The sequence below is a fragment of the Pseudomonas sp. NPDC089407 genome, from assembly GCF_044900445.1.
Classification (GTDB): domain Bacteria; phylum Pseudomonadota; class Gammaproteobacteria; order Pseudomonadales; family Pseudomonadaceae; genus Aquipseudomonas.
In genome coordinates this window covers 40,487-63,624 of the sequence record NZ_JBJDNB010000029.1, presented here as the reverse complement: position 1 = coordinate 63,624, position 23,138 = coordinate 40,487, and the positions used below count along the sequence as shown (strand labels likewise).

Sequence of the window (23,138 nt, the reverse complement as noted above, 5' to 3'; positions counted from 1 at the left end):
AAGGCAAACACCTTCAAGCCCCACCACCTCACCGCCCCCGCCAGAACCGCCGCTGCCCCCGCATACCCTCAACCTCTCCTCCCCCACCCAACACCACCCGCAAAGCCCCGTCCACCGCCGTGTCATGCATCACCACCCCATGCCGCCGATAACGTTCGACCACCTGCCCATGCGGGTGCCCGAAGCTGTTGTTGCGCCCCCGCGAAATCAGCACCCCACGCGGCGCCGTGGCACGGATAAAGGCTTCGCTAGAAGAACTGCGGCTGCCGTGGTGCGGCGACTGCAACCAGTCAATGCGCGGAGAATCGTTAGCCGCCAGCCAGGCCCGTTCGGCCCCGGCCTCTATATCCCCCGCCAACAGCAACCGCTCGCCCTGTGCGTCGACCAGCAACACACAAGAACGGTCATTGCTGCTCTGCCCGCCCGCCCAGCGCCACAACGAAAAACGCACGCCATCCCAGTCCCATTGCTCGCCGCTGGCACAAGGCTGCAACTGCACATCGTCCAGCGCTTCCCCACCGATGACCCGCTCGACCGGCAGGCCACGCAAGACAGCCGCAGCACCACCCGCATGGTCAGCATGGGCATGGCTGATCAACATCAAATCCAGGCTCCCTACACCCAGCTTGCGCAAGGTCGGCAGCACCACCCGCTCCCCCAGGTCACTTTCGCCCCTGGCCGGCCCTGCGTCGTACAGCAGGTTGTGATGGCGGGTACGCAACAGCACCGCCAAGCCCTGGCCAACGTCCAGCTGCCAGACCTCGACCTGCCCGAAAGGCACCGGCTCCCGCGGCACCCACAACGCCAGCAACATCACCCCACCCAAGCCGCGCAGCGGCACGCCACGGGGCAGCAACACCAGCAAGGCCCCCAGGCAGACCAGCATCCAGGCCCACAGTGGCAACGCGGGTGGCACCCACGCTGGCCGTTGCTGCGCCACCAGTGCCAGCCCGCGAAACAGCACATCCAGCAAGCCACCCGCCAGCCACAAAAGCGCTTCCCCTACCCCGGCCAGCGGCAGCAGCAACGTGCCCAGCAACGCCACCGGCAATACCGCCAGGCTGATCCACGGCACCGCCACCAGGTTGGCCAGCGGCGCACTCAGGCTCACGGGCAGACCCACGGCCAGCAGCACCGGCAACAACCCGATGGCGATCACCCACTGCGCCCGCGTCCAGGCCTGCCAGGGCCGCCAGCCGCCCAGGCGGGCACTGAAGCAATAGATAAGCGTGGCGACGGCACCAAACGACAACCAGAAGCCGGGTAGCAGTGCCGCCAGCGGCTCGACCAGCAAGACGGCAACCAGCGCCAGCAGCAACGGCAGAAGAGCCCCATGGTGGCGAAAGCGCAGGCGCCAGAGCAAGACCACGGCCAGCATCAGGCAGGCGCGTTGTACCGGCACGCCGGCACCGGCCAGCCAACCGTAGGCCAGTGCGGCAGCCATGGCCAGGGCGCAGGCACAGGGCAACCACGGTAGCCGGGCCGGCCACAACCCCCAGCGCGCCAAACCGGCGACCAGCCCATACAGCAAACCGGCCAGCAGACCGATGTGCTGGCCAGAAATCACCAGCAAATGCACAGTGCCGGTGGCCTGCAATGCCTGCCAGTCCTCCCGGGCCAGGCCCGCTCCGTCACCAAGCACCAGTGCCACCAGCGCCGCTTGCCGCCCATTGGCGTCGACGGCCAACAGGCGCTGGCGTAGCGTGTCGCGCCAGCCGCCGACAACGGGCGCCAGCAGGTGCCCGGCCTTGACCGTGCCGGTGGCGCCCACCCGACGCGCCAGCAGTTGCGCTTCCCGGTCAGGCCCATGAGGGTTGAGCAGCCCGGCCGGGCGCTGCAAGGTCACCGCCAACTGCCACTGCTCGCCCGCCTGCACCGGCGGCCCGTCGAACCAGCTCAGTTGCAGGCGTTGCGGCAGCTCAGCCCGCCGCGAGCGGGCGCCTTCCAGTTCAAAACGCACACCGTGCGCCGTGCGCGCCGGCAAGCCGACCACCCGGCCCTCCAACCACAAGGTTCGGCCATCCAGCTTGGCGGCCAGGCGATCATCCAGCGCCTGCTGCGCCGACCAACAGGCCCAACACAGGCCCAGCAGCAAGCAGCCCAGCGACCACGCGCGGGTGAACAGGCCAGCGACAGCAACAATGGCCAACGCCAGCAACCATCCGACCGATGGAAAGGCGGGGAGAAAGCCCAGGCAAAGCAGCCCGAGCGCGAGCGCAAACATCCCTGTGCGCATGAGGTAGAGCTCCAGAAGGCGGATCACCCCCTGAGGCATAGCCCAATTGCCGGCAAGGTTTGCTCAACAATTGTCACAAACTCTAAACGAGGCTGAACGGGAATAAGGGCATACTGCCCGGATCAACGCTCCGGGAGCCCACATGCCGCGCCGCCTGTTCAAACGCTACATGCCGGACCCGACCAGCATTCGGGAACACAAGTCCTTACGCTTTTTCGGCAAGTTGCTGCACGACCCGAACCTCTGGCACCTGAATCGCCATTCGGTGGCGCGGGCCATGGGCGTGGGCCTGTTCGCGGCGCTGATCCCGATGCCGGCGCAGATGCTGCTGGCTGCCGCGCTGGCCATTCCGCTGCGCGGTAACCTGCCGATCGCGGTCAGCCTGGTGTGGTTGACCAACCCGCTGACCATGCCGCCGGTGTTCTTCGTCACCTATATGACCGGCGCCTGGCTGATGCAGGTACCGCCACGCACCCTCCCCGACGAACTGACCTTCGAATGGATCACCGGCCAGTTGGCGACGCTGTGGCAGCCCTTCCTGCTCGGCTCGGTGGTGTGCGGCGTGGTGCTGGGCATCGTGGGCTACTTCGCCACCATGCTGTACTGGCGCTGGTGGGTGGGCCGGCAATGGCGTCGCCGCCAATGCCGGTGCAAGGCCTCAGGCGCGCATGCCGCGGCCGCTGACCAGCAGGCGAACACACAGGGTGTAGAGCACCGCAGTGGCCACCAGCATGAAGGTGATCGCCGTACCAATGCTGATATCCGACACCCCTAGAATGCCGTAGCGGAACGAGTTGACCATGTGCAGCACCGGGTTGGCCAGCGACACGGTCTGCCAGAACGGTGGCAGCAGGTTGATCGAGTAGAACACCCCGCCCAGGTAGGTCAGTGGCGTCAGCACGAAGGTCGGGATGATCGAAATATCGTCGAAGTTGCGCGCAAACACCGCGTTGACAAAGCCCAGCAGCGAGAAGATGGTCGCAGTCAGCAGCACCACGATCACGGTCACGCCCAGGTGATGCACCTGCAGGTCGGTGAAAAACATCGACAGGATGGTTACGATGACCCCCACCGCCAAACCGCGCAGCACGCCGCCCAGCACATAGCCGACGAGGATGGTGTGCGGCGATACCGGCGATACCATCAGCTCTTCGATCGAACGCTGGAACTTGCTGCCGAAGAAGCTCGAGACCACGTTGCCGTAGGAGTTGGTGATCACCGACATCATGATCAGCCCCGGCACGATGTACTGCATGTAGGTGAAGCCGCCCATGTCGCCGATCTGCCGGCCGATCAGGTTACCGAAGATGACGAAGTACAGGACCATGGTGATTGCCGGCGGCAGCAGGGTCTGCGGCCAGATGCGCAAAAAGCGCCGCACTTCACGGTAGACGATGGTGTTCAGGGCGACCCAGTTGGTGCGCAATTCCACACTCATACGGCCACCTTCGACAGGTTTTTTTCCACCAGGGACACGAACAACTCCTCGAGTCGGTTGGTCTTGTTGCGCAGGCTTTGCACTTCGATGTTCTGCAGCGCCAACTGGCCGAACAGCGCCGTGATGCCGATGTCCTTTTCCACCTGCACTTCCAGGCTGTGCGGGGTCAGCAGCCGGCACGGGTAACCCTGCAACACGGGTGCTGTAGCCAGGTCCTGCTTGATGTCGAGGACGAAGGTTTCAACATGCAGCTTGCCCAGCAACTGGCGCATGCTGGTGTTCTCGACGATGGTGCCGTGGTCGATGATGCCGATATTACGGCACAGCTGCTCAGCCTCTTCCAGGTAGTGGGTGGTGAGGATGATGGTGATGCCTTTCTGGTTCAGCTCGGTGAGGAAGCTCCACATCGAACGGCGCAACTCGATGTCCACGCCGGCAGTGGGCTCGTCGAGGATCAGCAGGCGTGGCTCGTGGATCAGCGCGCGGGCAATCATCAGCCGCCGCTTCATGCCGCCCGACAACGAACGCGAGGGCACGTCACGCTTGTCCCACAGGCCCAGTTGGGTCAGGTACTGCTCGGCACGCGCCTTGGCCACCTTGGGCGGGATACCGTAGTAGCCGGCCTGGGTCACGACAATGTCGAAGCACTTCTCGAACTGGTTGAAGTTGAACTCCTGCGGCACCACGCCCAGGCAACGCTTGAGCGCCGAGGGCTCGCGGTCCAGGTCGTGGCCAAATACGTTGACCGTGCCGCTGGTCTTGTTCACCAGGGTGGAAAGGATGCCGATGGTGGTGGATTTGCCGGCGCCGTTGGGGCCGAGCAAAGCGAAGAAGTCGCCTTCGGCAACGTCCAGATCGATGCCCTTCAGGGCCTGGAAGCCGTTGCCGTAGGTTTTGGTCAGCTGTCGGATGGACAGGGCAGAACTCATAGCGGGTCACTTACCGAAGAATAAGGTGCAGGACACGCCAGATAACGTCACTGGCGCAGTGAGTGCGGCCAATGGTGCAAGGCCTGGCCGCACAAGTACAGTCATGTGTATTGATAGTGACTATCGAAACAGCCGTGGTGTTCGATCAGGTCAGCGCCGTCATCACCGCAGCCTGGTAGGCCGGCCGCGCCTTCAGGCGTTGGTACCAGGCCTCCAGGTGGTGCATGGCCGGGCGTTCGATGGGCATTTCGAACCAGGCATAGACGAAGCTGCCCAGTGGGATGTCGCCCATGCCGATCTGGTCACCGGACAGGTACGGCTGTTTGGCCAGGGTTTCGTCGGCGATGGCCAGCAGCTGCGCGCACTGCTTGTGCGCGGCGTTGATCGCCACCCAGTCGCGCTGGTCTTCCGGGGTGCGCAGCAGGCCCCAGAACAATGGGCGGAACGGTGTGGCGAAGGATGAGGTAGTCCAGTCCATCCACTTGTCGGCCAAGGCGCGCTGGCGCGGGTCTTCCAGGTACCAACCCTGCTCTGTGCCATATTCGGCGCACAGGTAGCGGACGATGGTGTTGGACTCCCACAGGGTCAGGTCGCCGTCTTCCAGCATCGGCACCAGGCCGTTGGGGTTGCGGGCGCGGTAGTGCGGCTCGTTGACCACGCCGAAGGCGCCGCCGGCATCGACCGACTCGAAGTCCAGGCCCAGTTCGTGGGCGATCCATAGCGCCTTGCGTACATTGCTTGAATTCTTGCGGCCCCAGATCTTCAGCATGGCAACGTCCTTATGAATGCGGAGGTGTGACAGTCTACTCCAGAGTTTTGTCGGCTGTACCGGCCTATTCGCGGCGGTTCGACGCCTCGATGAACCCGCTCCTACAAGGAGTCGCATATCGGTTGTAGGAGCGGGTTAACCCGCGAATAGGCCGGTACAGGCGAACACAACACTGAAACTCCCACCGCCACACCCTGTCACTGTTCTGACCCTGCCGTTCACAGCGTTGCGTCTAAGCTGTCTGGGACGGCTTAAGCCCCCCTGGTTCCAAGGAGGACCGATTATGTTGCTGTTGTGGTTGGTAGTGTTGGTGATCGGCGCTGCGTACCTCACGCACCGGCGCCTGGCGCCCTTGCAGATTCTCGGCATCATGGCCGCCTACGTGCTGCTGATGGGCATTTTCAGCAGTGCCCCCGGCTGGCTGCTGACGCTGATCTGGCTGGTACTGGCACTGAAAGTCGCTCTGGTGGCGCTGCCCGACTGGCGCCGCAAGGTGTTCACCGGCCCGGTGTTCAAATGGTTCCAGCGCACCTTGCCGCCCATGTCCCAGACCGAGCGGGAAGCCATTGACGCCGGCACCGTCTGGTGGGACGGCGAACTGTTCAGCGGCCGCCCCGACTGGCGTACCCTGCTCGCCTACCCGGCGCCGAAGCTGACCGAAGAAGAGCAGGCTTTCATCGACGGCCCCACCGAACAACTCTGCGCCATGGTCAGCGACTGGCAGATTGGCCAGGACATGGACCTGCCGCCCGACGCCTGGGCACACATCAAGCAGAATGGCTTCTTCGCCCTGATCATCCCCAAGGAATACGGCGGCAAGGGCTTCTCCGCCTACGCCCACTCCCAGGTAGCGATGAAGCTGGCCACCCGCAGCGGCGACCTGGCCTCCACGGTGATGGTGCCCAACTCCCTCGGCCCGGCCGAACTGCTGCTGCATTACGGCACCGACGAACAACGCAACCACTACCTGCCACGCCTGGCCCGTGGCCAGGAAATTCCCTGCTTCGCCCTGACCGGCCCGCTGGCCGGCTCCGATGCCGGCGCCATGCCCGACACTGGTGTGGTGTGCAAGGGCCAATGGCAAGGCGAAGAAGTTATCGGCCTGCGCCTTAACTGGGAAAAACGCTACATCACCCTGGGCCCGGTCGCGACCCTGCTGGGCCTGGCGTTCAAGGCCTACGACCCGGACCACCTGCTGGGCGAGCAGGAAGAGTTGGGCATCAGCCTGGCGCTGATCCCCATCGACACCCCTGGCGTGGACATCGGCAAACGCCACCTGCCGCTGGGCGCTGCCTTCATGAACGGCCCTAACAGCGGCAAGGACGTATTCGTGCCGCTGAGCTTCCTCATTGGCGGCCAGGCCATGCTCGGCAAGGGCTGGATGATGCTGATGAACTGCCTGTCGGTGGGTCGCTCCATCTCCCTGCCCGCCGTGGGTACCGGTGCCGCCAAGTACACCAGCCTGGTCACCGGCCAGTACGCCAACATCCGTGAGCAGTTCAACGTGCCGCTGGCGGCTTTCGAAGGTATCCAGGAATCGTTGGCACGCATCGGCGGCAACGCCTGGCTGATGGACAGCGCACGCTTGCTGACTGCCAAGGCCGTGGACCTTGGCGAGAAACCCTCGGTGCTGTCGGCGATCCTCAAGTACCACCTTACCGAGCGCGGCCGTGAATGCATCCAGCACGCCATGGACGTGCACGGCGGCAAGGGCATCATCATGGGCCCGAACAACTACTTGGGCCGCAATTGGCAGGGGGCGCCGATATTCATTACGGTCGAGGGCGCCAATATCCTCTCGCGCAACCTGATGATCTTCGGCCAGGGCGCCATTCGCTGCCACCCGTTCGTGCTCAGGGAAATGGCCCTGGCCGGCCGCGAGGACCACGACCAGGCGCTAAAGGAATTCGACGACCTGCTGATGAAGCACATCCTGTTTGCCGCCGGCAACGCGGCCAGCACGCTGGTGCTCAACCTCGGGCTTGGGCGCCTGGAGGCCGTGCCCGGCGATACCTTGAGCCAAGGCTACTTCCGCGCCCTCAACCGCCAGGCGGCAGCTTTCGCCTTGCTGGCAGACCTGTCGATGATGTTGCTGGGCGGTGCCCTCAAGCGCCGCGAGCGCCTGAGTGCCCGGCTGGGCGATGTGCTCAGCTACCTGTACCTGTCCAGCGCTGCGCTCAAGCGCTACCACGACCTCGGCTCGCCGGAGCACATGCAACCCTTGCTGCGCTGGGCCATGGAAGAAAGCCTGGGCCAGGCGGAAAAGGCCCTGGACCGGCTGCTGGACAACTTCCCCAACCGGTTTGTCGGCTGTGCCCTGCGCGTACTGGTGTTCCCCTTCGGCCGTCGCCATACCGGGCCGAGCGATGAACTGGATGCCGAGGTGGCGGCATTGATCGGCCGCAGCAAGGGTGACCCGGCACTGGAAGAGCTGCTTGCCGGGTGCTACCGGCCGCAGGCCGACGGCGACCCGGTGGCGGCGTTGCAACGGGCCAGCGACTTGCTGGACGAGGCTGTGCCGCTGCACCAAGCGCTTCATCTGGCACTGAAGGAGGACAAGGTGCGGCCGAGACCCGGGCAGTCGGTGATCGATGCGGCTGTCGAGCGTGGCGTATTGCAACCCGGCGAAGGGCAACGGCTGCAGGCGGCGGAACAGGCACGTCGGGCAGTGATCGATGTGGATGCCTTCGACAAGGCGCAGTTGCTGCCTGAACAGGGCAAAGTGCGCTAAACCAAGGGGGCCGCTTTGCGGCCCAATCGCCGGCAAGCCGGCTCCCACATCGACCGCATAAACGCCAGTTTCTATGCGATTCCTGTGGGAGCCCGGCTTGCCGGCGATGAGGCCAGTACCGCCACCACCTTCCCCTGCCCGCTCTCAACCGGCGTATACTCCGCCCCCGTTTCAACCACCCCGAGGACCACCCCCATGGCCACCCCACACCTGGAATACCACCTGCAACTGCTGAACCACCTGCGCACCATCCTGGTGGCACTGGGTGAGGCCGAGCAGGTACCGGAGGAAAGCCACGCCCTGTTCCTCGAACGCTTCGACGAGCTGCTGACCTTACTGCCGCAAGATCCGCTGGAAAGCCAGTACCTGGGCCAGGACCTGATCTGCCAGGTGATCCAGCGCTATCCGCAAGTTGCCCACCTGGTGCCGCGTGACCTGCTGTGGTTCTTCGGCGGCGACTGCCTGCACTACATGCCCGACGAGGAACTGGACGTGTACCAGCAACTGGAGGAACGCCGCTACGAGGCCGAGCAGAATGGCGAAGCATTCGACTGGCACCAGCAGAAACAACTGCTGAGCCAGCCTGATGGCAATACGCAGCACTGACACAGCAAGCAAGCCGCGCTTACGAGCGCGCCTTGCATTAGCGTCAATTGCATTGCCTTCTGCAGACTTCGCCTACAGCCCCGCCTCGCACGCCCTTATACCCTGCACGCCGAACAGCCATTCAACTGTTCACACCGTTTTTTCGCATGCAGGATATGAAAATGAAAAAAACCCTTCTGGCCATCGCCTTAGGCCTGAGCAGCAACGCAGTACTGGCAGCCGACACCGGCCAAATTCTTTTTGCCGGCTCTATCAAACCCGGCGGCACTTGCCCAATCGACCTGGTCATTCCCGGCACTGGTGGCGTGCCCATTCCTCGCGTAGAGGTAGGTAACGTCCGGGCTGACCACTTCCCGAGGACCGGGAGCAAATCCACACCCATCCCGTTTGCCCTGAGGGTAACACCCGACGCCGGCTGCACCATCGGCACTGATGACGGTTACCTCACCTTCACTCCAGGTTGGCCAACTGGCAATACCAGGCTTTACGGCCTTGAACCAAACGGCGCCGAAGGCATTGCCCTGGCAATCCTGGACAGGAACCTGAACAACGTGGAGCCCGGCCAGGAATCCATCGCGTATCCGCTCGACGACACCGCACCTACCGACATGAAGTTCTACGCCCAGTTCGAGTCCACTTCAGACACCGTTACAGACGGCTTCGCGAACACCAGCGTCGAATACTCGTTCGAACACAAGTAACTCAAATCTCCCTGACTTCAATCATTTTGAGCCAGGGAGCGCTCATCAGCCCTGACGAGATACGCCCATGTTCCGCCCGTTTTCCAGCCGGATCAGCCTGGCCACGGCCATGGCCGCCTGCCTGCAACTGCTTGTCCCCCTCAGCGCCAGCGCTGCCCTCACCATCAGCTCTACTCGCGTGGTGCAGCCAAGCGACAAGCAAAGCACCAGCATCGTGGTAGCCAACCCGAGCAAGCGGCCCTATGCCGCACAGGCCTGGATCAATACCGAGGCCGATGACAGCACCACCCCGGTACCCTTGATTGCCTCGCCAGCGCTGTTCCGTATCGACCCCGCCGGCGAGCAGACCGTACAGTTCAACCGCCTGCCCAATGACCTGCCCCAGGACCGCGAGTCGCTGTTCTTCTTCAACCTGCAGGAAATCCCCCAGGCCAACGATGAGCCCGGCAATGTCCTTAACATTGCCCTGCGCACGCGCATCAAGGTCTTCTACCGCCCCAGCCAGCTCAAGGGTCGCCCGCAGGAGCGCCTGCAAGACCTGGCGTGGTCCGTACAAGCCATCGACGGCAAGCCGCATCTGGTGGTAGATAATCCCTCCCCCTATTATTTCACCTTCAACCAGCTGACCGTCAGCAGCGCCAAGGGCAGCGAAAAAATAGATGCCAGGAAGATGGCAATCCCTCTCGGCAGGCAAAGCTACCCGCTGAAAACACTGCCTATGCAGGACGACCTCAAGGTCGAGTTCAGCATTATCAACGACTTCGGCGGTGTAACACCGGCAATGTCCCGCCCGGCAGGCCGCTCTTGAGGCGGCTCAGGCCCTTAGCATCGGATGGTACTGGGGGAAGTCCACCCAGTTTGCCCCATTGTTGAAACTCACCTGCACGTGCAAGGTGAACGGCTCGTCACGCTTGAGCGTGGCAAGGAACGTCTTGAGCACGGTGACCTCGTTGTCCGCACCGATCCCCCGGCGTACTTGCGCCTCGGTAACGGCATGCGCTTGCAGCACATGATGTGGTTCAGAATCTGCGCGACTCTTCAGCACCCCGGTCACCCAGATATTGATGCGCTGACCAACTGCGATGAATCGCCACGGGTCCAGCTTCACAGGTACGTTGGCCGGGGCGCCCCCGAGGCTGAAGCCATCGCTGGTAGCACCTACCAGCACGATCTGCGGCAACTTTTCCGAGAGTGCCGCCACCTTGAGGTTGCGCGGGGTAGACGGAAACGTGTCGATGCCATCGCTAACCTCGTATGAAACCTTGAGCGCCTGGTTACTGTAGGCCAGCAGGTTCTTCTCGGGTATCAAGAACCGGTTATCTGTACCTGGCATTACTTCGGATGTCGTGAAGTAACCTGCATCACCCGGCGCCCCCCAAACGACGGTTACCCACTCATCCGGATAAATCACTGCCTCTTCGGGAACAATGACCACCATGGGCGGCTGGTAGCCGTTCAACTGTAGTGACAACGCTTCTCCAGAGCCTGCGGCCTGGGGCATCTCAAGCCACGGCAGGAACCGCGGAACGGGAGCGGCAGCCACCTGCAACGGCACAGGCCTGGACCGAGCGCTGAGATTGCCCGCCCGGTCGCGCACCTGATAATGAACATAACGCTCACCGTCGCCCCGCGACCTTATATCGTCGCCTTCGATCGACAGCAAAATCGGTTGCCCAGTGTCCTCCTGGGCAACCGTGTATTCGCCAAGCTTGTCATTGGCAAAGGGGCGATCATCCCAATAGTAGAGGATGACATCCTCTATCGCGGGTTTCTGGTAGGCTGGCAACTCCGCAAGCAGACAGTCCTCATGCTTTTCAAGGTAGCGCGCCGTTACACCGTCGCGTTCGACTTCCTCGTCGAACAGCAAAAGCCCTTCATCGCCGCCGAGCACCGGGGGTACGGTGTCAATCGTCAGTGTCAGCGGCTCGGAGTGGGTGATAACACCATTGAACCCGTACACTTCATAAGTGACTTGCCAAGTGCCGTGCAATAGCAGTGCAACAGGGGCTTCCACGAAAAGATCATCCTCGGGTATCTCGCCCTCCCAGCGCTTTGGTTCACCAACCGCCGCACCCTGCCAATACAGCGTCAATGTCTCTGGAAAACCAGGCATCGGATTGGAGTTCGGCCAGATGGGCACCTCGATCCTCAACGGCCGGCTCAGAGCCGTGGTTGGCAACAAATTCGGCTCGCCATCCGGGATGTTCGGGAGCGCCTGCGGTGCAGTAGGCGGGGCGAGCAGGTTGGCCTGAAACAGGCTCGGCAATCTTTCACGCAACCATGCCCATAGGCCCGCGGGTTTGATGTACATATCACCATCCTCGTTTAATCTGACCCACAAAAAAGGAAGGCCTGGGCCTTCCTTTCATCTGCCATTCACCAGCTGTAATGGAACCCGACGTTAGCCCCCCACGGCTGTTCGATCTTTTCGCCGTTGGCGTAATCGAAATCGGCATGCAGCTGCATACGCTCGTTCAAGCTGATAACGACCCCCATGCCCAATTCGGCGCGCGAGCCCGACAGGTCGTTATCGAACCGATGGTCGTTGACCTTCACTTCATTACTGCTGATGAATTCGTGGGCATAGGCAGCACGCACGTAAGGCTGCACTTTCTGGCCATTGCCAAGCTGCAGGGTACGCCCCACGGTTGCACCGGCCTTGCCAAGCAGTGAACGGGTATCGTCACCCCGAGCCTTCAGGCCATTGTCCAGGTGATAGTCCTTACCCTGGATAGTGACCATGGACCATTGGGTGTAGGGCTCGATGAAGTACCCCTGCCCCAGGTCGATATTGCGCCCAAACTCGGCGGACATACCCAGGCCCAGGTTGCCATAGTCACCTTTGCTGCGCTTGCCATCACTGAGTGCAACCTTGGCACTGTTGTCAAAACGGTTGGCCTTCACCACACCATCGAAGTAATAGCCACTTTGTGCATCGAGCCAAGTGGCATAGAGCCCCAGGTAGTAACTCTTGACCTCGGCAGAGCTACCACGGATCAGGTCCAGGTCAGATGAGCTGTGGCCCGCCATGACCCCGGCCAGCCACTGGCCGTCGCCCATCGGGAGCGGGGCATCGGCACCGAACGAAAAGCCACGCTGGACCTGGCTGTAGGGGCTGCCCGCACTTTCCGAAACGTTGTACTTGTTACCGTAGGCCCTCGCCCAGACGCCCGACTTGCGCTCATCCAGGCGCAACTCGCCCATGCGGCTGCGCAAGGTTGTCAACTCACCGTACCAGACGGTCGGTGCGGTATTGAACAGCGCCAGCACCGATGCCGTGCCGGGGCTGATCATTTTGCGCGAGCCATCGAGGTACCAATCGTTTCCACGCTGTACCAGCTCGTAGGAAAACGCACCGAGATCCACCGGGCCATTGAGCAGAGAAAAGCTGGCATCACCTGCTGCCGCATGCACCAGGTGCAGTGCATTTTCATTCACAGGATCTGCACCGCTGCTGCCTACGAGCAAGCTATGACTACCGGTAGCATTACCGACCTCAAGGAAGTCTGTCGCGCCGGTGGCGAAGTCAGCATCCATGATGAAGGTACCACTGCCGGCCAGCGTCCCCAGTGTCAGGCGCTGGTACTGCCCAGGCTCACCGAAACTGACCACACCACCGTTCATGGCCAGGCTGCCGACCTGGCTGTCCTCCACCATGTTCCAGCGCGCCTGGTTATTCAGCGTCAACCCTGCAACGTTCTCCAGGCGCCCGGTCAGGCTGGCCTGGTTGTCCAGGGTCAGGGCTGCATTGGAACCGGACTCGACCCGTACATCCCCTACCAGGTGGCTATTGTCCACCGTCATGGTAGCGTCTGACCCACCCACCACTTCAAGCAAGGTGCCATTGCTCGCCACCAGGCTCGAACCACCGGCAACGACGATCTCGGCCTTGGCCGGGCCAATCAGAGGGTGGCCCACGACAATCGCCGAACCGTCCTGGCCTTCGACGCGCGAACCGACCAAGGTCACCATGGCCGCACCGGCGAACGTAGGGTCGGCAAGTACCCGCAAGCCGTCCGTGGCCCCAACCAGCGAGCTGTCCTGTGCCGAAAGCTTAGCGCTGCCAAACAACTGGGCAGCCGGTGCCGTGCCGTTGCCCACCAGCGTGCTGCGCTGCAGCTCCAGGCTCGAAGCGGCCGACACCAGGGCCCCGGCTCTGCCACCCTCGACATGGCTGTCGGTGACCACGGCCGAAGCGCCAACACTGCCATCATGCTGCAAGCGCAAGCCAAAGCGGTCACTGACCACCCGTGAGTTGCCGGCGATGCTGGCGGAGGCACCCGCAACCAGGTCTACACCATCGGCCTTCTGGGCTTCGATGGTGCTCGCCTGCATGTTCAGATGCGCACCCGTCCCGACAGCGACATCACGCATCGAAGCACCCACCGCATTGAGCCTGGCATTGGGAATCAGGCGGTAGTTGTCGAGCGGGGCGCTGTTGTCGATATCACGCGTACCCTCGACGACAGTCACTGCCGATGCAAGTGGGGCGGCCAACAGCATCAGAGGCGCCATGCACAGCGCTTGCACTAACGGGCTGAGTGACAGTTTCCGGCCGGTATTCATTAATTTCAAACCTCGTTCATGTCGAATCATCATTGCCAACGGAAGGCGATCGCCGACAAGACTACAAAGGCAATTCCCAAATCTCTGTAGGAAAATTCCTAAGCTTTCACATGAAGCTCCCGGCGATGCAGAGTTGGCTCGACACCGCCAGGCTTCATTCAAGGCCTGATCGGACAACTACCGGCCGCATCGTGCATGGCAACAACTTGCTCCGCCACTTCTGAATTAACAGGCTTGCCGTCGAGGTCAAAACTGTAATAAACACGCCCTCGCCCGTAATGAATGGTTGCGTGATGGTTATAGATTGGCAAAATGTAGTCGTCGTAAGGCTGCACACGCCATACCCATTCGACCAGGTCAGCTTCCGTCAGTACGATCGGGTCATCGAACACGGTATCGTCAATTTTCTCCTCACCGCTAAGGTTATGCACGGCGTACCAGTGCATAGTCAGCGTATCTCCTGCCTTCAAACCATAATCACCCAGGCCTTTTATCAATACTCGGATTGCCGGGTCCAATGGGCTGGGATTGTCATCGTCATACAGGGCACCACAGGTCAACCAACCCTCGGGCGGTGTCGTATTACCCCCCAAAAACTCAGGCGCATCCGGGCGCAGGACAATAGCCTCGACATTCACGATGGTGCTGGGAGACTTGGGCCGATTAGGCACACCTGGGCGCTCAACCACATAATGCACGGGCACATCGCCATTGTTACGCGCCTCGATATAAGACCAGGGAATTTCCACACTTATTTCCGCCCCCAAGTTTGCGGCTTCCAGTGGATGGTCGACCTCGGCGACATGCACATCATCCCAATAGAATCTGACAACATCGTCTTCTTGGAAGGCCGGATCTACTGTAACTTTCAGCGTAGCATCTTGTTTCTCGTCTTCCGGCAGCAATGTATTCGGCGTGCCGGATACTTTGCCAAATATCTCAGCCAGGGCAAGTTTCGGATTGACCGGGTTTGGCCATTCAGGATCAGTGCCTGGATCAGTCGGCCCGATGGCCTCCAGGTTCACGTCCACATTAACGTCTTTACTGCCCTGCGGAACCGTACCGCGGCGTAGTTCATAGCTGACGTTGGTTGCTACGTTGCCCGTGCCCGAGGCGCTGTACTGATCCCACAATTGTTTTGGCTGGACTGAGAATTCCAGCGGAAACTTTGGCGCACTACCAATCTCACGCCACCCCAGTTCCAGTGTCCCCCACTTGACCTGTACCCAGTCGGTCGACTTCCAGTTGTCAAAGCTCGGAACCTCTACCACTACCCCGGTCCAGGCGTCTTCCTGATCTATCAAGCCATCCGCTGCCAACGGCACTACCGGGTCCTGAAGCCCGGAGGGCAGCGGGCCCACAGCGACACCCACGGACATAGGCACTGACAACCTGCTGATATTGCCGGCCTTGTCGACCAACACATACAGCACATACACCCCGCCATCCCCCACCGCTCTGATTTTATCGGCAGGCACGGTCAATGTCTTGGGCAATACATCAACCACTTCGATAATAACCGGGGTTAGCGCAGACGGATCTTCCGGGACATGATTCAGCCAGTAAACATAAACCTTATCGCCAGCCGCGTGCGTGTCATAGCGTGGCAACTCGACCGATACGTTGTTAATATTCGCATCGGTAACATCATAGCCCAATGCAGGAAGCGGGTCAGGTGTGTTATTACCATAGGGGGGCGCGCGATCAAAAATCAGGTCCAGCGTTTCAGAGTCCGTTGCTGCGGAGCCGGTGAATGGCTTGACCTTATAGCTGAAGACCTGTGGCCCGTCCACCCAGTTGCCGATATGATCTTTGCCTATCGTCACCGAAAGTGGAAACTTGCCAATATCTGCACCCGTGTATTCTTCACTTGACAGCAATGTAGACGTACCGCCCGCGGAGGTATGGTAGATCTCCAATACATCAAAAAAACCCGCCGGTGTCGACCCCAGCAATGGCCATGCCTCGATACGGATGACCAGATGCTTCGAAGCGTCAGTCAAAACAGCACTGAATACCGTACCGTCCAGGGTATCTGCCAACAAACTCGTGTCTATACCCGGTTTGACCAGGGCCTTGGCTTCCGCATTCAAGGCTCTTGCGCGCCTTACCTTTTGCCGAGTCAACTCAGCTGGCGTATGGATTTTACTGTTCATGCTGAAGGCCTCTCTTCCTGTCATAGTCGACGTCAACCATTAACTTCAGTGCCAATACCACAGACAGAATTCAACCACCCCACGCCCACTTAGGTAACTGGCAAATTTATCAGTTGACAGCCCCTGCACACGCAAAAAAAAGCCTGCACCAAGGCAGGCTCCGACAGATTGCCGATAGTAGGTTAAATTATTTTACCACCCGCGCGTTTCAGGCATACTGCGATGCCCAACGGTCCAGCGGATCATAGCCATAATTGGCAGTAATATCCTGCTTTGGCACATATACCTTCGCCAGGCGCCCGAAGGGGTCATATTTAAACTGGCGTTTTTCTTCATCAAGTATCATATTGCCGTCATCGTCATACTCCAACGCGATGCGCTCAGTCGCACCCTCGGCCCAAGTCATATCAATTCCCGTCAACTGTGCAGGGTCGGCGAGGTTGTCGAACAGGTATTTCGCGTCAACTTTCCCGCCCTTGAAGGTCGTTCGAACCCGGGTAATATTGTCCCGACCATCGAAGCGGAACAGCTGGCCCTCGATCTTGTTGCCATAGGGGTCAACGGGCACATAGTCACTCTCACCGCGGCAGGTATATTTCGACAACCTGGCTCGCTCTTCGTATTCGAAGTCTTCGTGGCGCAGTTCGGCATCCTCCTCCTTAAGCGTTTTGCTGGTGATGCCGTCCACCTCGTTGTAGGTTTGCGCCAGGGTCTGCACCGTGTCACCAAAGTCAAAACGGCGCAGGATTTCACGGTCGAAATCGTCATACAACAGTTCGGTTCTCAAGCTACGGCGCGTCCCGTCTTCATCCTCGGTTTCGGTGAAAATACTGGCCGTCCGGCCCAACGCGTCGTAGCCGAAGGTGCTGGTGACATTCTCGAGGGTGGTTTGCTGCAGTTGCCCAGCCCGGTTGTACTCGTAGAACTGGGTCTTGCCCAGCACATCGGTGTACCGCACCAACCGGGCTTTCAGGCTGTGAACATAGTTCATCTCATAGGTAATGTCTTCACCCGCCGGTTTACGCTTCTCTACTCTCAATTCGCCAGTACTGAAGTACTCTCGATCGAGCGATTCGTCGTTCTCGGTGCAGTGCAGCAAACGTGCATTGTGCTCGTCATAGATGTAGCTCGCATCGTTGTTCAAGGCTGTACGACGCAGCGGCTCCTCACCTAATTGCGGTACATACTCATAGTCGATGCGATTGCCGGCAGGTGTGATCACCGCCTCGGGCTGGCGCTGCCCGATGGCATACAACAGGGTACGCGCTCGCCCTCCGGTGACTGATTCAATCATACGATCCAGGCCATCGAAGGTTTGCGTACCCATCACATGGTCCTTGCCATCGGTGATATCCAACACCTTGATCAACGTCGGCAAATCGCCCTTGCTGTGCGGCGCATAGTCACGGTGCACCACCGATCTGTCGGGCAGTGTCTGATCGACAAGCCGATCATATTCATCGTAGACAGACGCTGTTTCATACCCTCTGCCATCCACTTCCCGAACGGTACGCCCCAAACCATCGCAGAAGTACCGATGCAGGCTCACCCGCTGCCCGTGGTTATCCACCCGTTCAACGTCGACAGGTTTCTCGAACAGGTTCATACGAGTAATGGTGGTGCCAGTACGCAGCAAGCGGTTGACCGACTCTCGCCACTCGCGGACAACCGGCCCCAGCCGGTCCGGCAAGCCGACCGGGTCGGTCACTGCGTAGTTGCGCACGCCGTCCGGGCCGGTTTCGCAGCTACGTTGGCGCCAGTCGTCATACTCGTAGCGGGTAGCCAATGGCAGGTTCTTCAGTTCGAGCCAATCGAACTCGACCTCTTCCACCAGATCGCCCAATTCATCGTGACGGGCGCTGTAACTGAGCCGCGGCATTTCCCTGGCTTTAGGGGTAGCGCCATAATCAGGGTCCTGGCGCTCTACCCGTACAACTCGGTTCAGCCCATCCACATAGCTCCAGGTGCACACGCCCTTTACATCAACCTGTTCCTGATAAGCCTGCTGGCCATCGGACGACGACAAGTAGTAGTTGTAGCTGCGCGATGCCTTGTACTTGCCGAACGGGTCGACGGTTTCGCGAATAACACGTCGCAGCTCGTCATACTCGTAGGCAATTTGCACCTGATTGTCGTCGTAATTGAGCACTGGCTCACCAATCAGAAGCGAATGCTGCAGGGTGTTGACCTTTTGCGAGTGCCGCTCCTTCCGCCCCTTGGCATGCGCCTGTTCGCGGGCCGACAGCGGCCGACCGTGATCGAAGCCGGTCTGGGTTTGTACCGTCTGTACCACCGGGTGCCCGCCGACAGACTCCTCGCTGTAGGCGTACTCCGTCACGGTTTTCCCATCGTCTTCATCACTGTTGAGCACCAGCGTTTGAACCCAAGCTCTGCCATAGGTCAGTGCATCGGCGAGCTCTTCGTAAACGTTGGTAGTCGTCAGCTCCAGCAGCGCCTGGTCACGTACACGGAACAGCTGCTCCTGGCAGCGGTGCAAGGTTCCCCTGCCCTGGCTGTCGAGCGACGCAATCAAGCGGTAGCTGTAGCGCTTGAGCAAGGTTTCGGCGTTGCCTTCGCCCGGGGCCGGAATGACCTCTTCGGTCTCGATAGAACGCACGAAACCCTCGGGGTCCAGATCGGCCGGATGATACTTCATCACAGTCCTTCTACCCGTGGCCTCGATTATCTCCGTCAAGTTACCATGCAGGTCGTAGCGGGTAACCTCCACCTCGTCCCGGGGAGTGCCCGACAAGCCTTTGCGCCAGGAGCGGGTGGTATTGTCCACCAACTGGAAGTTTGCAGGCTGGTCCGGGAACTGCCTATTCGGTACTTCGGGATAATGAAGGGTCTGTGTTTCAATACAATCGTTTTGCGTGGTGACCTGCTCGGTCATCAAGTGGAAGCGGTTGAACGTGGACTTGACGGTCCGCACGCCACGGCCGCCTTTGAAATACGTGGCTGTACAATCATAAGCGTAGGTGTAGTCGGTCGACTGGTACAGGTTGTCTTCACCGTTATCACTCCACCCGCTTAACGTGTTGTTGCCCAAGAAGTTGTTCGAGCTGTAGCTATACTCTGTTCGCATATCAGGCTGCTTCGCGCCTGGCTTGACCACATGGCTTTCCACGCAAGGCAGTGCCCTGCCGCTGGTGCCAGGCAACTTGAGACCTGTTTCGTCATAGGTGATGATTTCATGGCCATTGACGGGCGTCCTCAGGTCTACCAGGCACCGCACTTCGCCATACACTTGATACTCGAACGCCCAGCGTGCCTTGTCTTTGGTCGGCAGTACCACGCTGGCCAGCTCACTGCCTTTGCGACGCAGTGTATAACGCGCATGCGCTGGGGTATTCGCGTTGATATCAATGTATACCCTGTCGCTAAGGGAGTAATCGATCGCCAACAATCTGCGCTTGCTGTCATCTTCCACCCACGACAGGCAACGCACGTTTTTTGCTGGAATACCTGGCATCGGTGAGGGCACCCCCACCTCCTGGTATTCCAAGGTAATGCCATGGCCGAATGGCGACAGTATCCGCACCGGTAAGGCCACCCGCTTGTCCGGTCGCCCTGGCTCCGGGTCTGTTAACGTATAGACCTTGAGCAACTCGATCAAGCCGGTTTTGTGGGCGACGCGATAACGGGTTTCGCCCCCGACCAGAACATGCTCGAAGTGAAAGCTGTCAATTTTTCGCTCTGGCACAACCGCGCTCTGGCCGGGCCCATTGTCAATCACCTTGAACCGTTCACCGCTGTGCAGGCTGAGCATCTGGCTGTCCAGGTCATATTCGCTCAGCCCCAATCGCCACCCAGCGCCGAACCCTGAGTCCTCCGGGTTCATCGGGTTGAAGGCGATACGCAACGGCAGGTTAGGGCCATTCAGGGAGTTGGCCGCCAGTTCCGGCAGTTCGATGGCCGCTGTGTATTGGCCGGTTCGCGGGTCGACGCCAGATTGAACGAAACTCATGAAGTTGAAGGCATTGGAATGCACAACCGAGTTTGTAGTCATTTATCTCATCCCTATTAAAAAAGCACTCCCCCTTTCGGGCAAAGGCAGCAGCATGACTAACCGTGCTGCACAGGAGTGCCATCAGGTTCAGACTGGCACAATTTCAAAAGACAAGAAGTTGCGCACATCCACCGGATCAAAAGACCCGTCATTAAGCTTTTGCCCCCACTTGATGTTCACGACGTGCGCCGTGCCATAGTTATCAATCAAGGTGAGCTTCATGGGTTGAGCCAGTTTATCCCGCCACCAGCCGCCGCTCTGGTCATACCAATATTTCATGTCCGCAACCCGCTCGAGCGCCAGCAACACGGTACCCTCTGACGGCATTTCCGCGGAGGGGATAACGCGATTCAACGGTGTACCGGCTTGCTGCTCTGCCAGCAGTTCCAGTTCAGACTGATACTCCATGCGTTTGCCGACGGGGCGCTGACCGGGAAGGGCGCGCGGAGAATACGCAATACCCACGTAGCTGCTGAACGTTTCACCGAGCAATTCACTTTCCCATTGCAACATGGAGGCCCGGTCATAACGCACATCAATGAATTTTCGCCTTACACCCTGGAGCAACCAATAGTCTGTCGTGTAGTGCCAATAATTGTGAATGTCGAAACGTCCATTACCCAAGTCCTTGTCATACCCGCCCTTGGACGTGATACGTTTAGGCTTGAACGGTGTTAGATCTGCTTCCGTCAACTGCTCTAGCGGTTTCCCTTCAAGCTCTACCTCGCCTCGTGCCGTGTCCTTATCGGTTGACCTGTAGGTTTGATTGTCATGGCCTCGGAACTGAGCCCTGATATATCTCACTTCAGCCTCGAGGGTTTGAAGGTAAACCGTCAAACGACGCGTGGCCTCCTCGTCCCCCGGTGCAACGGACGGCGCGGCGACAGTGCTGGGATAATAGTCATAACGATTGCGGGTTTTGCCTGCCCCCCACTTAGGCCCCGCCGGGTTGAGGGACTCGGCACCCGCGGGCAACCACTCGATTGGTGTACCATCCCTGTGAGTCAACACCAGGGTAGCCAGTTCACCATCACTGACCGGGACATAGATAGGGCCAAAGTCGCCTTCCACAGTTTCGGTCTTGATTTCGATATCAATACCGACCTGCTGCCTACCATTCGCCCAGACTTGCTTTCGCGACGTGTTGTTGAGGCTGAGACGGAAATGAGCCAGGCTTTGCCATCGCTGCTGGCTGTGGGCCATGTTTTGGGGTGAGTTGGCATGATGCTCGATCAACGCGACCCCCGCCTGCCCCCCGTAGATGCCCGCCACTACACTGACTTGGCCCGTGCTCTGCTCTGGCGCCGTGTACCTGCCGCTTTCCTCATCCAGTGTACCTTCGCCATACAGCATCCACCTTGTGCTCTGCACCGCCGGGCGATCATCCCAGCTCGATTCCGCTGTTGGCGCTAAGGGTTCCTCAGGCAAATCGGGCATTTTGAAAGACACTCTGCCATTGCCCGGCACCGTGGGAACGTGGAACGGCTGCACTTCCCAAGGCGCACTCCTGTCGAGGATGACCACTGTCGCATAGCCTACCTCTTCCCCCCAGTTCTTCACCTGGATGCGCTGCAAACGGATCGGTACGTTATCGGTAGGTGAAGTAGGCGTGAACAGGGCATGGGGCGTATTTTCATCGCCATCAGGGTCACGGACGACTTTACCGAACGTGTTGTCCACGAGCTGCCATTCCAGCCTGCCGCTTTGTGAAGCGGTCAACCGAATGGGGCCATCGCCTTTCGCCCAGATGACCACCCGCGGGGAGATCGCCAACGCTTCGGTGGAAACGACCAGCAAAGACGACTTGGCCACAGTGGCGCTACCACTGTCGACATCCCCGCTGACCTTCACAAGACGCTGCTGGGCGGAGAACGTGTGCACACCGGGTGCAGTGTATTTGCCGCCTTCGATTTCACCGGAGTCTTGCGGGTGGTACACATCCCTGGCCGACCAGTTACTGAAAGCACCAGCGGTAGTAAAACTCAGGTCACGGCCAGCCGCGACCCTGGCGATGCGCGGCTGCAGCTGCCGGGTATGGCTACTGGCCGTCACCCCGCCGAAGACAATCATGTCATACGGATTATGCTCTTCCTTTTCCAGCACAATCTGGTAGGCATCGGGCAATACCAGTTGCTCCAGTGCGACTTCCGGGCGCGTCTTGGCTATGGGTGCACGCTCACGACTGATCAGCAGTGCACTGGCATAGTTGTCGCGGTCATTCTTGCGCGGCAGCAGATAAGGCAGAGGGCTACCCGGCTGCCCCGCCTCTTCGCCACCGATCAGTTGCATCAGCACCAGCAACGCGCCGTCGTCCGCTGGCGAAGTCCCCCCGCCGCCGCCCGCAGGTGCCTGTTGAGCCACGACTTCGATACGAGTTGTGGACAGGCTGTTGCTGCCGAAGATATCGAATTCCAACACCGGCAACTGACGGGCCAGCACGCCTTGCTGGCGGAGCTGGTCGAGTATGAATTCACCCATCTTGCTGCCAGCGACGCTACTGTAGCCCAAGGTGCAGGTGGGCTCGCCGGCCTCACTCAGGTCAAGTACCACCTGCTGCTTGTCGAGATGCGTGTGTGCCTGCACCTTCAGATGGCCATATACTTCGAACTGATAGCCCATGCCCATTTCCAGCGCATGGCTTCTTCTGAGGCGGTTGACGTTACCGATCATGAACGTCGAGGACATACAGCGCCCGGCAATCAGCTCCATGCGCACCCGCACCCGCGGCCCGCTGCCCGAGGCCCCCAGAAACGACAGCTGCGCCGGGCCCAGCGTGAGGTTTTCGAAGGCTACCTTTTCAGTTCTGGTGGCGGGGTCGATGTAGAATTCGCCGCTGATGGGCTGCAACACACCGGATTCGGTAAACGCCTCCACGAAGTTGCTCTGCAAGCCGGTGTTGACAGCGTCTCGGCCAATTGCCAGTACTGCGCCCCAACGGCGCATGCTGTCCCCCTTGGCCAGGGTATTGAGCAGGTCTTGCTTGGAATTGGTCAACAT

13 protein-coding genes and 1 pseudogene are annotated in these 23,138 nt (G+C 60.1%); 5 read left to right on the top strand and 9 right to left on the bottom strand.

Annotation, left to right across the window (positions count from 1 at the left end; all coding sequences use genetic code 11):
* Positions 1-28: 28 nt before the first annotated feature.
* A complete protein-coding gene (locus ACI2KG_RS21045; protein ID WP_404663149.1) occupies positions 29-2,236 on the bottom strand; it encodes a DNA internalization-related competence protein ComEC/Rec2 in 2,208 nt (735 codons plus the stop codon).
* 142 nt (positions 2,237-2,378) lie between these two features.
* On the opposite strand from ACI2KG_RS21045, the pseudogene ACI2KG_RS21040 reads away from it, so the two are divergent.
* Positions 2,379-2,885, top strand: a pseudogene (locus ACI2KG_RS21040) (DUF2062 domain-containing protein); the annotation flags it as partial.
* Between the two features lie 9 nt (positions 2,886-2,894).
* Here the strand turns inward: ACI2KG_RS21040 and ACI2KG_RS21035 are convergent.
* The 3 genes from ACI2KG_RS21035 to ACI2KG_RS21025 form a co-directional block, all read right to left on the bottom strand.
* Entirely contained in the window at positions 2,895-3,674 is a 780-nt protein-coding gene (locus ACI2KG_RS21035) for an ABC transporter permease (protein WP_201206088.1), read from the bottom strand.
* Positions 3,671-4,603 carry an ABC transporter ATP-binding protein gene (locus ACI2KG_RS21030; protein WP_404663148.1) on the bottom strand — a complete coding sequence of 311 codons (933 nt, stop codon included), beginning with the start codon at positions 4,601-4,603 and terminating at the stop codon, positions 3,671-3,673. Before ACI2KG_RS21030 ends, ACI2KG_RS21035 begins: the two co-directional genes overlap by 4 nt.
* Positions 4,604-4,748: 145 nt before the next feature.
* On the bottom strand, positions 4,749-5,372 hold the full coding sequence (locus tag ACI2KG_RS21025) for a glutathione S-transferase (protein WP_404663147.1): 624 nt from the start codon (positions 5,370-5,372) through the stop codon (positions 4,749-4,751).
* A 283-nt stretch (positions 5,373-5,655) separates the two neighbouring features.
* Between ACI2KG_RS21025 and ACI2KG_RS21020 the strand changes: the two genes are divergently transcribed.
* The 4 genes from ACI2KG_RS21020 to ACI2KG_RS21005 all read left to right on the top strand — a co-directional run bounded on the left by ACI2KG_RS21020 (position 5,656) and on the right by ACI2KG_RS21005 (position 10,218).
* Positions 5,656-8,103, top strand: a complete 2,448-nt coding sequence (locus tag ACI2KG_RS21020; protein ID WP_404663146.1) for an acyl-CoA dehydrogenase — start codon at positions 5,656-5,658, stop codon at positions 8,101-8,103.
* Positions 8,104-8,298: 195 nt separating this feature from the next.
* Positions 8,299-8,709: a PA2817 family protein gene (locus ACI2KG_RS21015; RefSeq protein ID WP_404663145.1), complete on the top strand. Its 411-nt coding sequence runs from the start codon at positions 8,299-8,301 to the stop codon at positions 8,707-8,709.
* 161 nt (positions 8,710-8,870) lie between these two features.
* Positions 8,871-9,410 carry a fimbrial protein gene (locus ACI2KG_RS21010; RefSeq protein WP_404663144.1) on the top strand — a complete coding sequence of 180 codons (540 nt, stop codon included), beginning with the start codon at positions 8,871-8,873 and terminating at the stop codon, positions 9,408-9,410.
* Between the two features lie 67 nt (positions 9,411-9,477).
* The gene (locus ACI2KG_RS21005) at positions 9,478-10,218 is read left to right on the top strand and encodes a molecular chaperone (protein WP_404663143.1); all 741 of its coding nucleotides are present in this window, start codon (positions 9,478-9,480) and stop codon (positions 10,216-10,218) included.
* A gap of 6 nt (positions 10,219-10,224) precedes the next feature.
* On the opposite strand, the gene ACI2KG_RS21000 is transcribed toward ACI2KG_RS21005, so the two are convergent.
* The 5 genes from ACI2KG_RS21000 to ACI2KG_RS20980 form a co-directional block, all read right to left on the bottom strand.
* Positions 10,225-11,721 (bottom strand): hypothetical protein, encoded by a 1,497-nt coding sequence (locus tag ACI2KG_RS21000; protein ID WP_404663142.1) that lies wholly within the window; start codon positions 11,719-11,721, stop codon positions 10,225-10,227.
* 65 nt (positions 11,722-11,786) lie between these two features.
* On the bottom strand, positions 11,787-13,976 hold the full coding sequence (locus ACI2KG_RS20995; protein WP_404663141.1) for an autotransporter outer membrane beta-barrel domain-containing protein: 2,190 nt from the start codon (positions 13,974-13,976) through the stop codon (positions 11,787-11,789).
* 158 nt (positions 13,977-14,134) lie between these two features.
* Positions 14,135-16,132: a hypothetical protein gene (locus ACI2KG_RS20990; protein WP_404663140.1), complete on the bottom strand. Its 1,998-nt coding sequence runs from the start codon at positions 16,130-16,132 to the stop codon at positions 14,135-14,137.
* A 208-nt stretch (positions 16,133-16,340) separates the two neighbouring features.
* Positions 16,341-20,141 (bottom strand): sugar-binding protein, encoded by a 3,801-nt coding sequence (locus ACI2KG_RS20985; protein ID WP_404663139.1) that lies wholly within the window; start codon positions 20,139-20,141, stop codon positions 16,341-16,343.
* An 87-nt stretch (positions 20,142-20,228) separates the two neighbouring features.
* A complete protein-coding gene (locus tag ACI2KG_RS20980; RefSeq protein WP_404663138.1) occupies positions 20,229-23,138 on the bottom strand; it encodes a hypothetical protein in 2,910 nt (969 codons plus the stop codon).

What these genes read in the sequence shown, in the direction of transcription:
- ACI2KG_RS21045 (WP_404663149.1), bottom strand. Translation starts at nt 2,236, where the DNA reads ATGCGCACAGGGATGTTTGCGCTCGCGCTCGGGCTGCTTTGCCTGGGC.
- ACI2KG_RS20990 (WP_404663140.1), bottom strand. Translation starts at nt 16,132, where the DNA reads ATGAACAGTAAAATCCATACGCCAGCTGAGTTGACTCGGCAAAAGGTA.
- ACI2KG_RS21000 (WP_404663142.1), bottom strand. Translation starts at nt 11,721, where the DNA reads ATGTACATCAAACCCGCGGGCCTATGGGCATGGTTGCGTGAAAGATTG.
- ACI2KG_RS20985 (WP_404663139.1), bottom strand. Translation starts at nt 20,141, where the DNA reads ATGACTACAAACTCGGTTGTGCATTCCAATGCCTTCAACTTCATGAGT.
- ACI2KG_RS21010 (WP_404663144.1), top strand. Translation starts at nt 8,871, where the DNA reads ATGAAAAAAACCCTTCTGGCCATCGCCTTAGGCCTGAGCAGCAACGCA.
- ACI2KG_RS20980 (WP_404663138.1), bottom strand. Translation starts at nt 23,138, where the DNA reads ATGTTGACCAATTCCAAGCAAGACCTGCTCAATACCCTGGCCAAGGGG.
- ACI2KG_RS21030 (WP_404663148.1), bottom strand. Translation starts at nt 4,603, where the DNA reads ATGAGTTCTGCCCTGTCCATCCGACAGCTGACCAAAACCTACGGCAAC.
- ACI2KG_RS21015 (WP_404663145.1), top strand. Translation starts at nt 8,299, where the DNA reads ATGGCCACCCCACACCTGGAATACCACCTGCAACTGCTGAACCACCTG.
- ACI2KG_RS21020 (WP_404663146.1), top strand. Translation starts at nt 5,656, where the DNA reads ATGTTGCTGTTGTGGTTGGTAGTGTTGGTGATCGGCGCTGCGTACCTC.
- ACI2KG_RS21035 (WP_201206088.1), bottom strand. Translation starts at nt 3,674, where the DNA reads ATGAGTGTGGAATTGCGCACCAACTGGGTCGCCCTGAACACCATCGTC.
- ACI2KG_RS21005 (WP_404663143.1), top strand. Translation starts at nt 9,478, where the DNA reads ATGTTCCGCCCGTTTTCCAGCCGGATCAGCCTGGCCACGGCCATGGCC.
- ACI2KG_RS21025 (WP_404663147.1), bottom strand. Translation starts at nt 5,372, where the DNA reads ATGCTGAAGATCTGGGGCCGCAAGAATTCAAGCAATGTACGCAAGGCG.
- ACI2KG_RS20995 (WP_404663141.1), bottom strand. Translation starts at nt 13,976, where the DNA reads ATGAATACCGGCCGGAAACTGTCACTCAGCCCGTTAGTGCAAGCGCTG.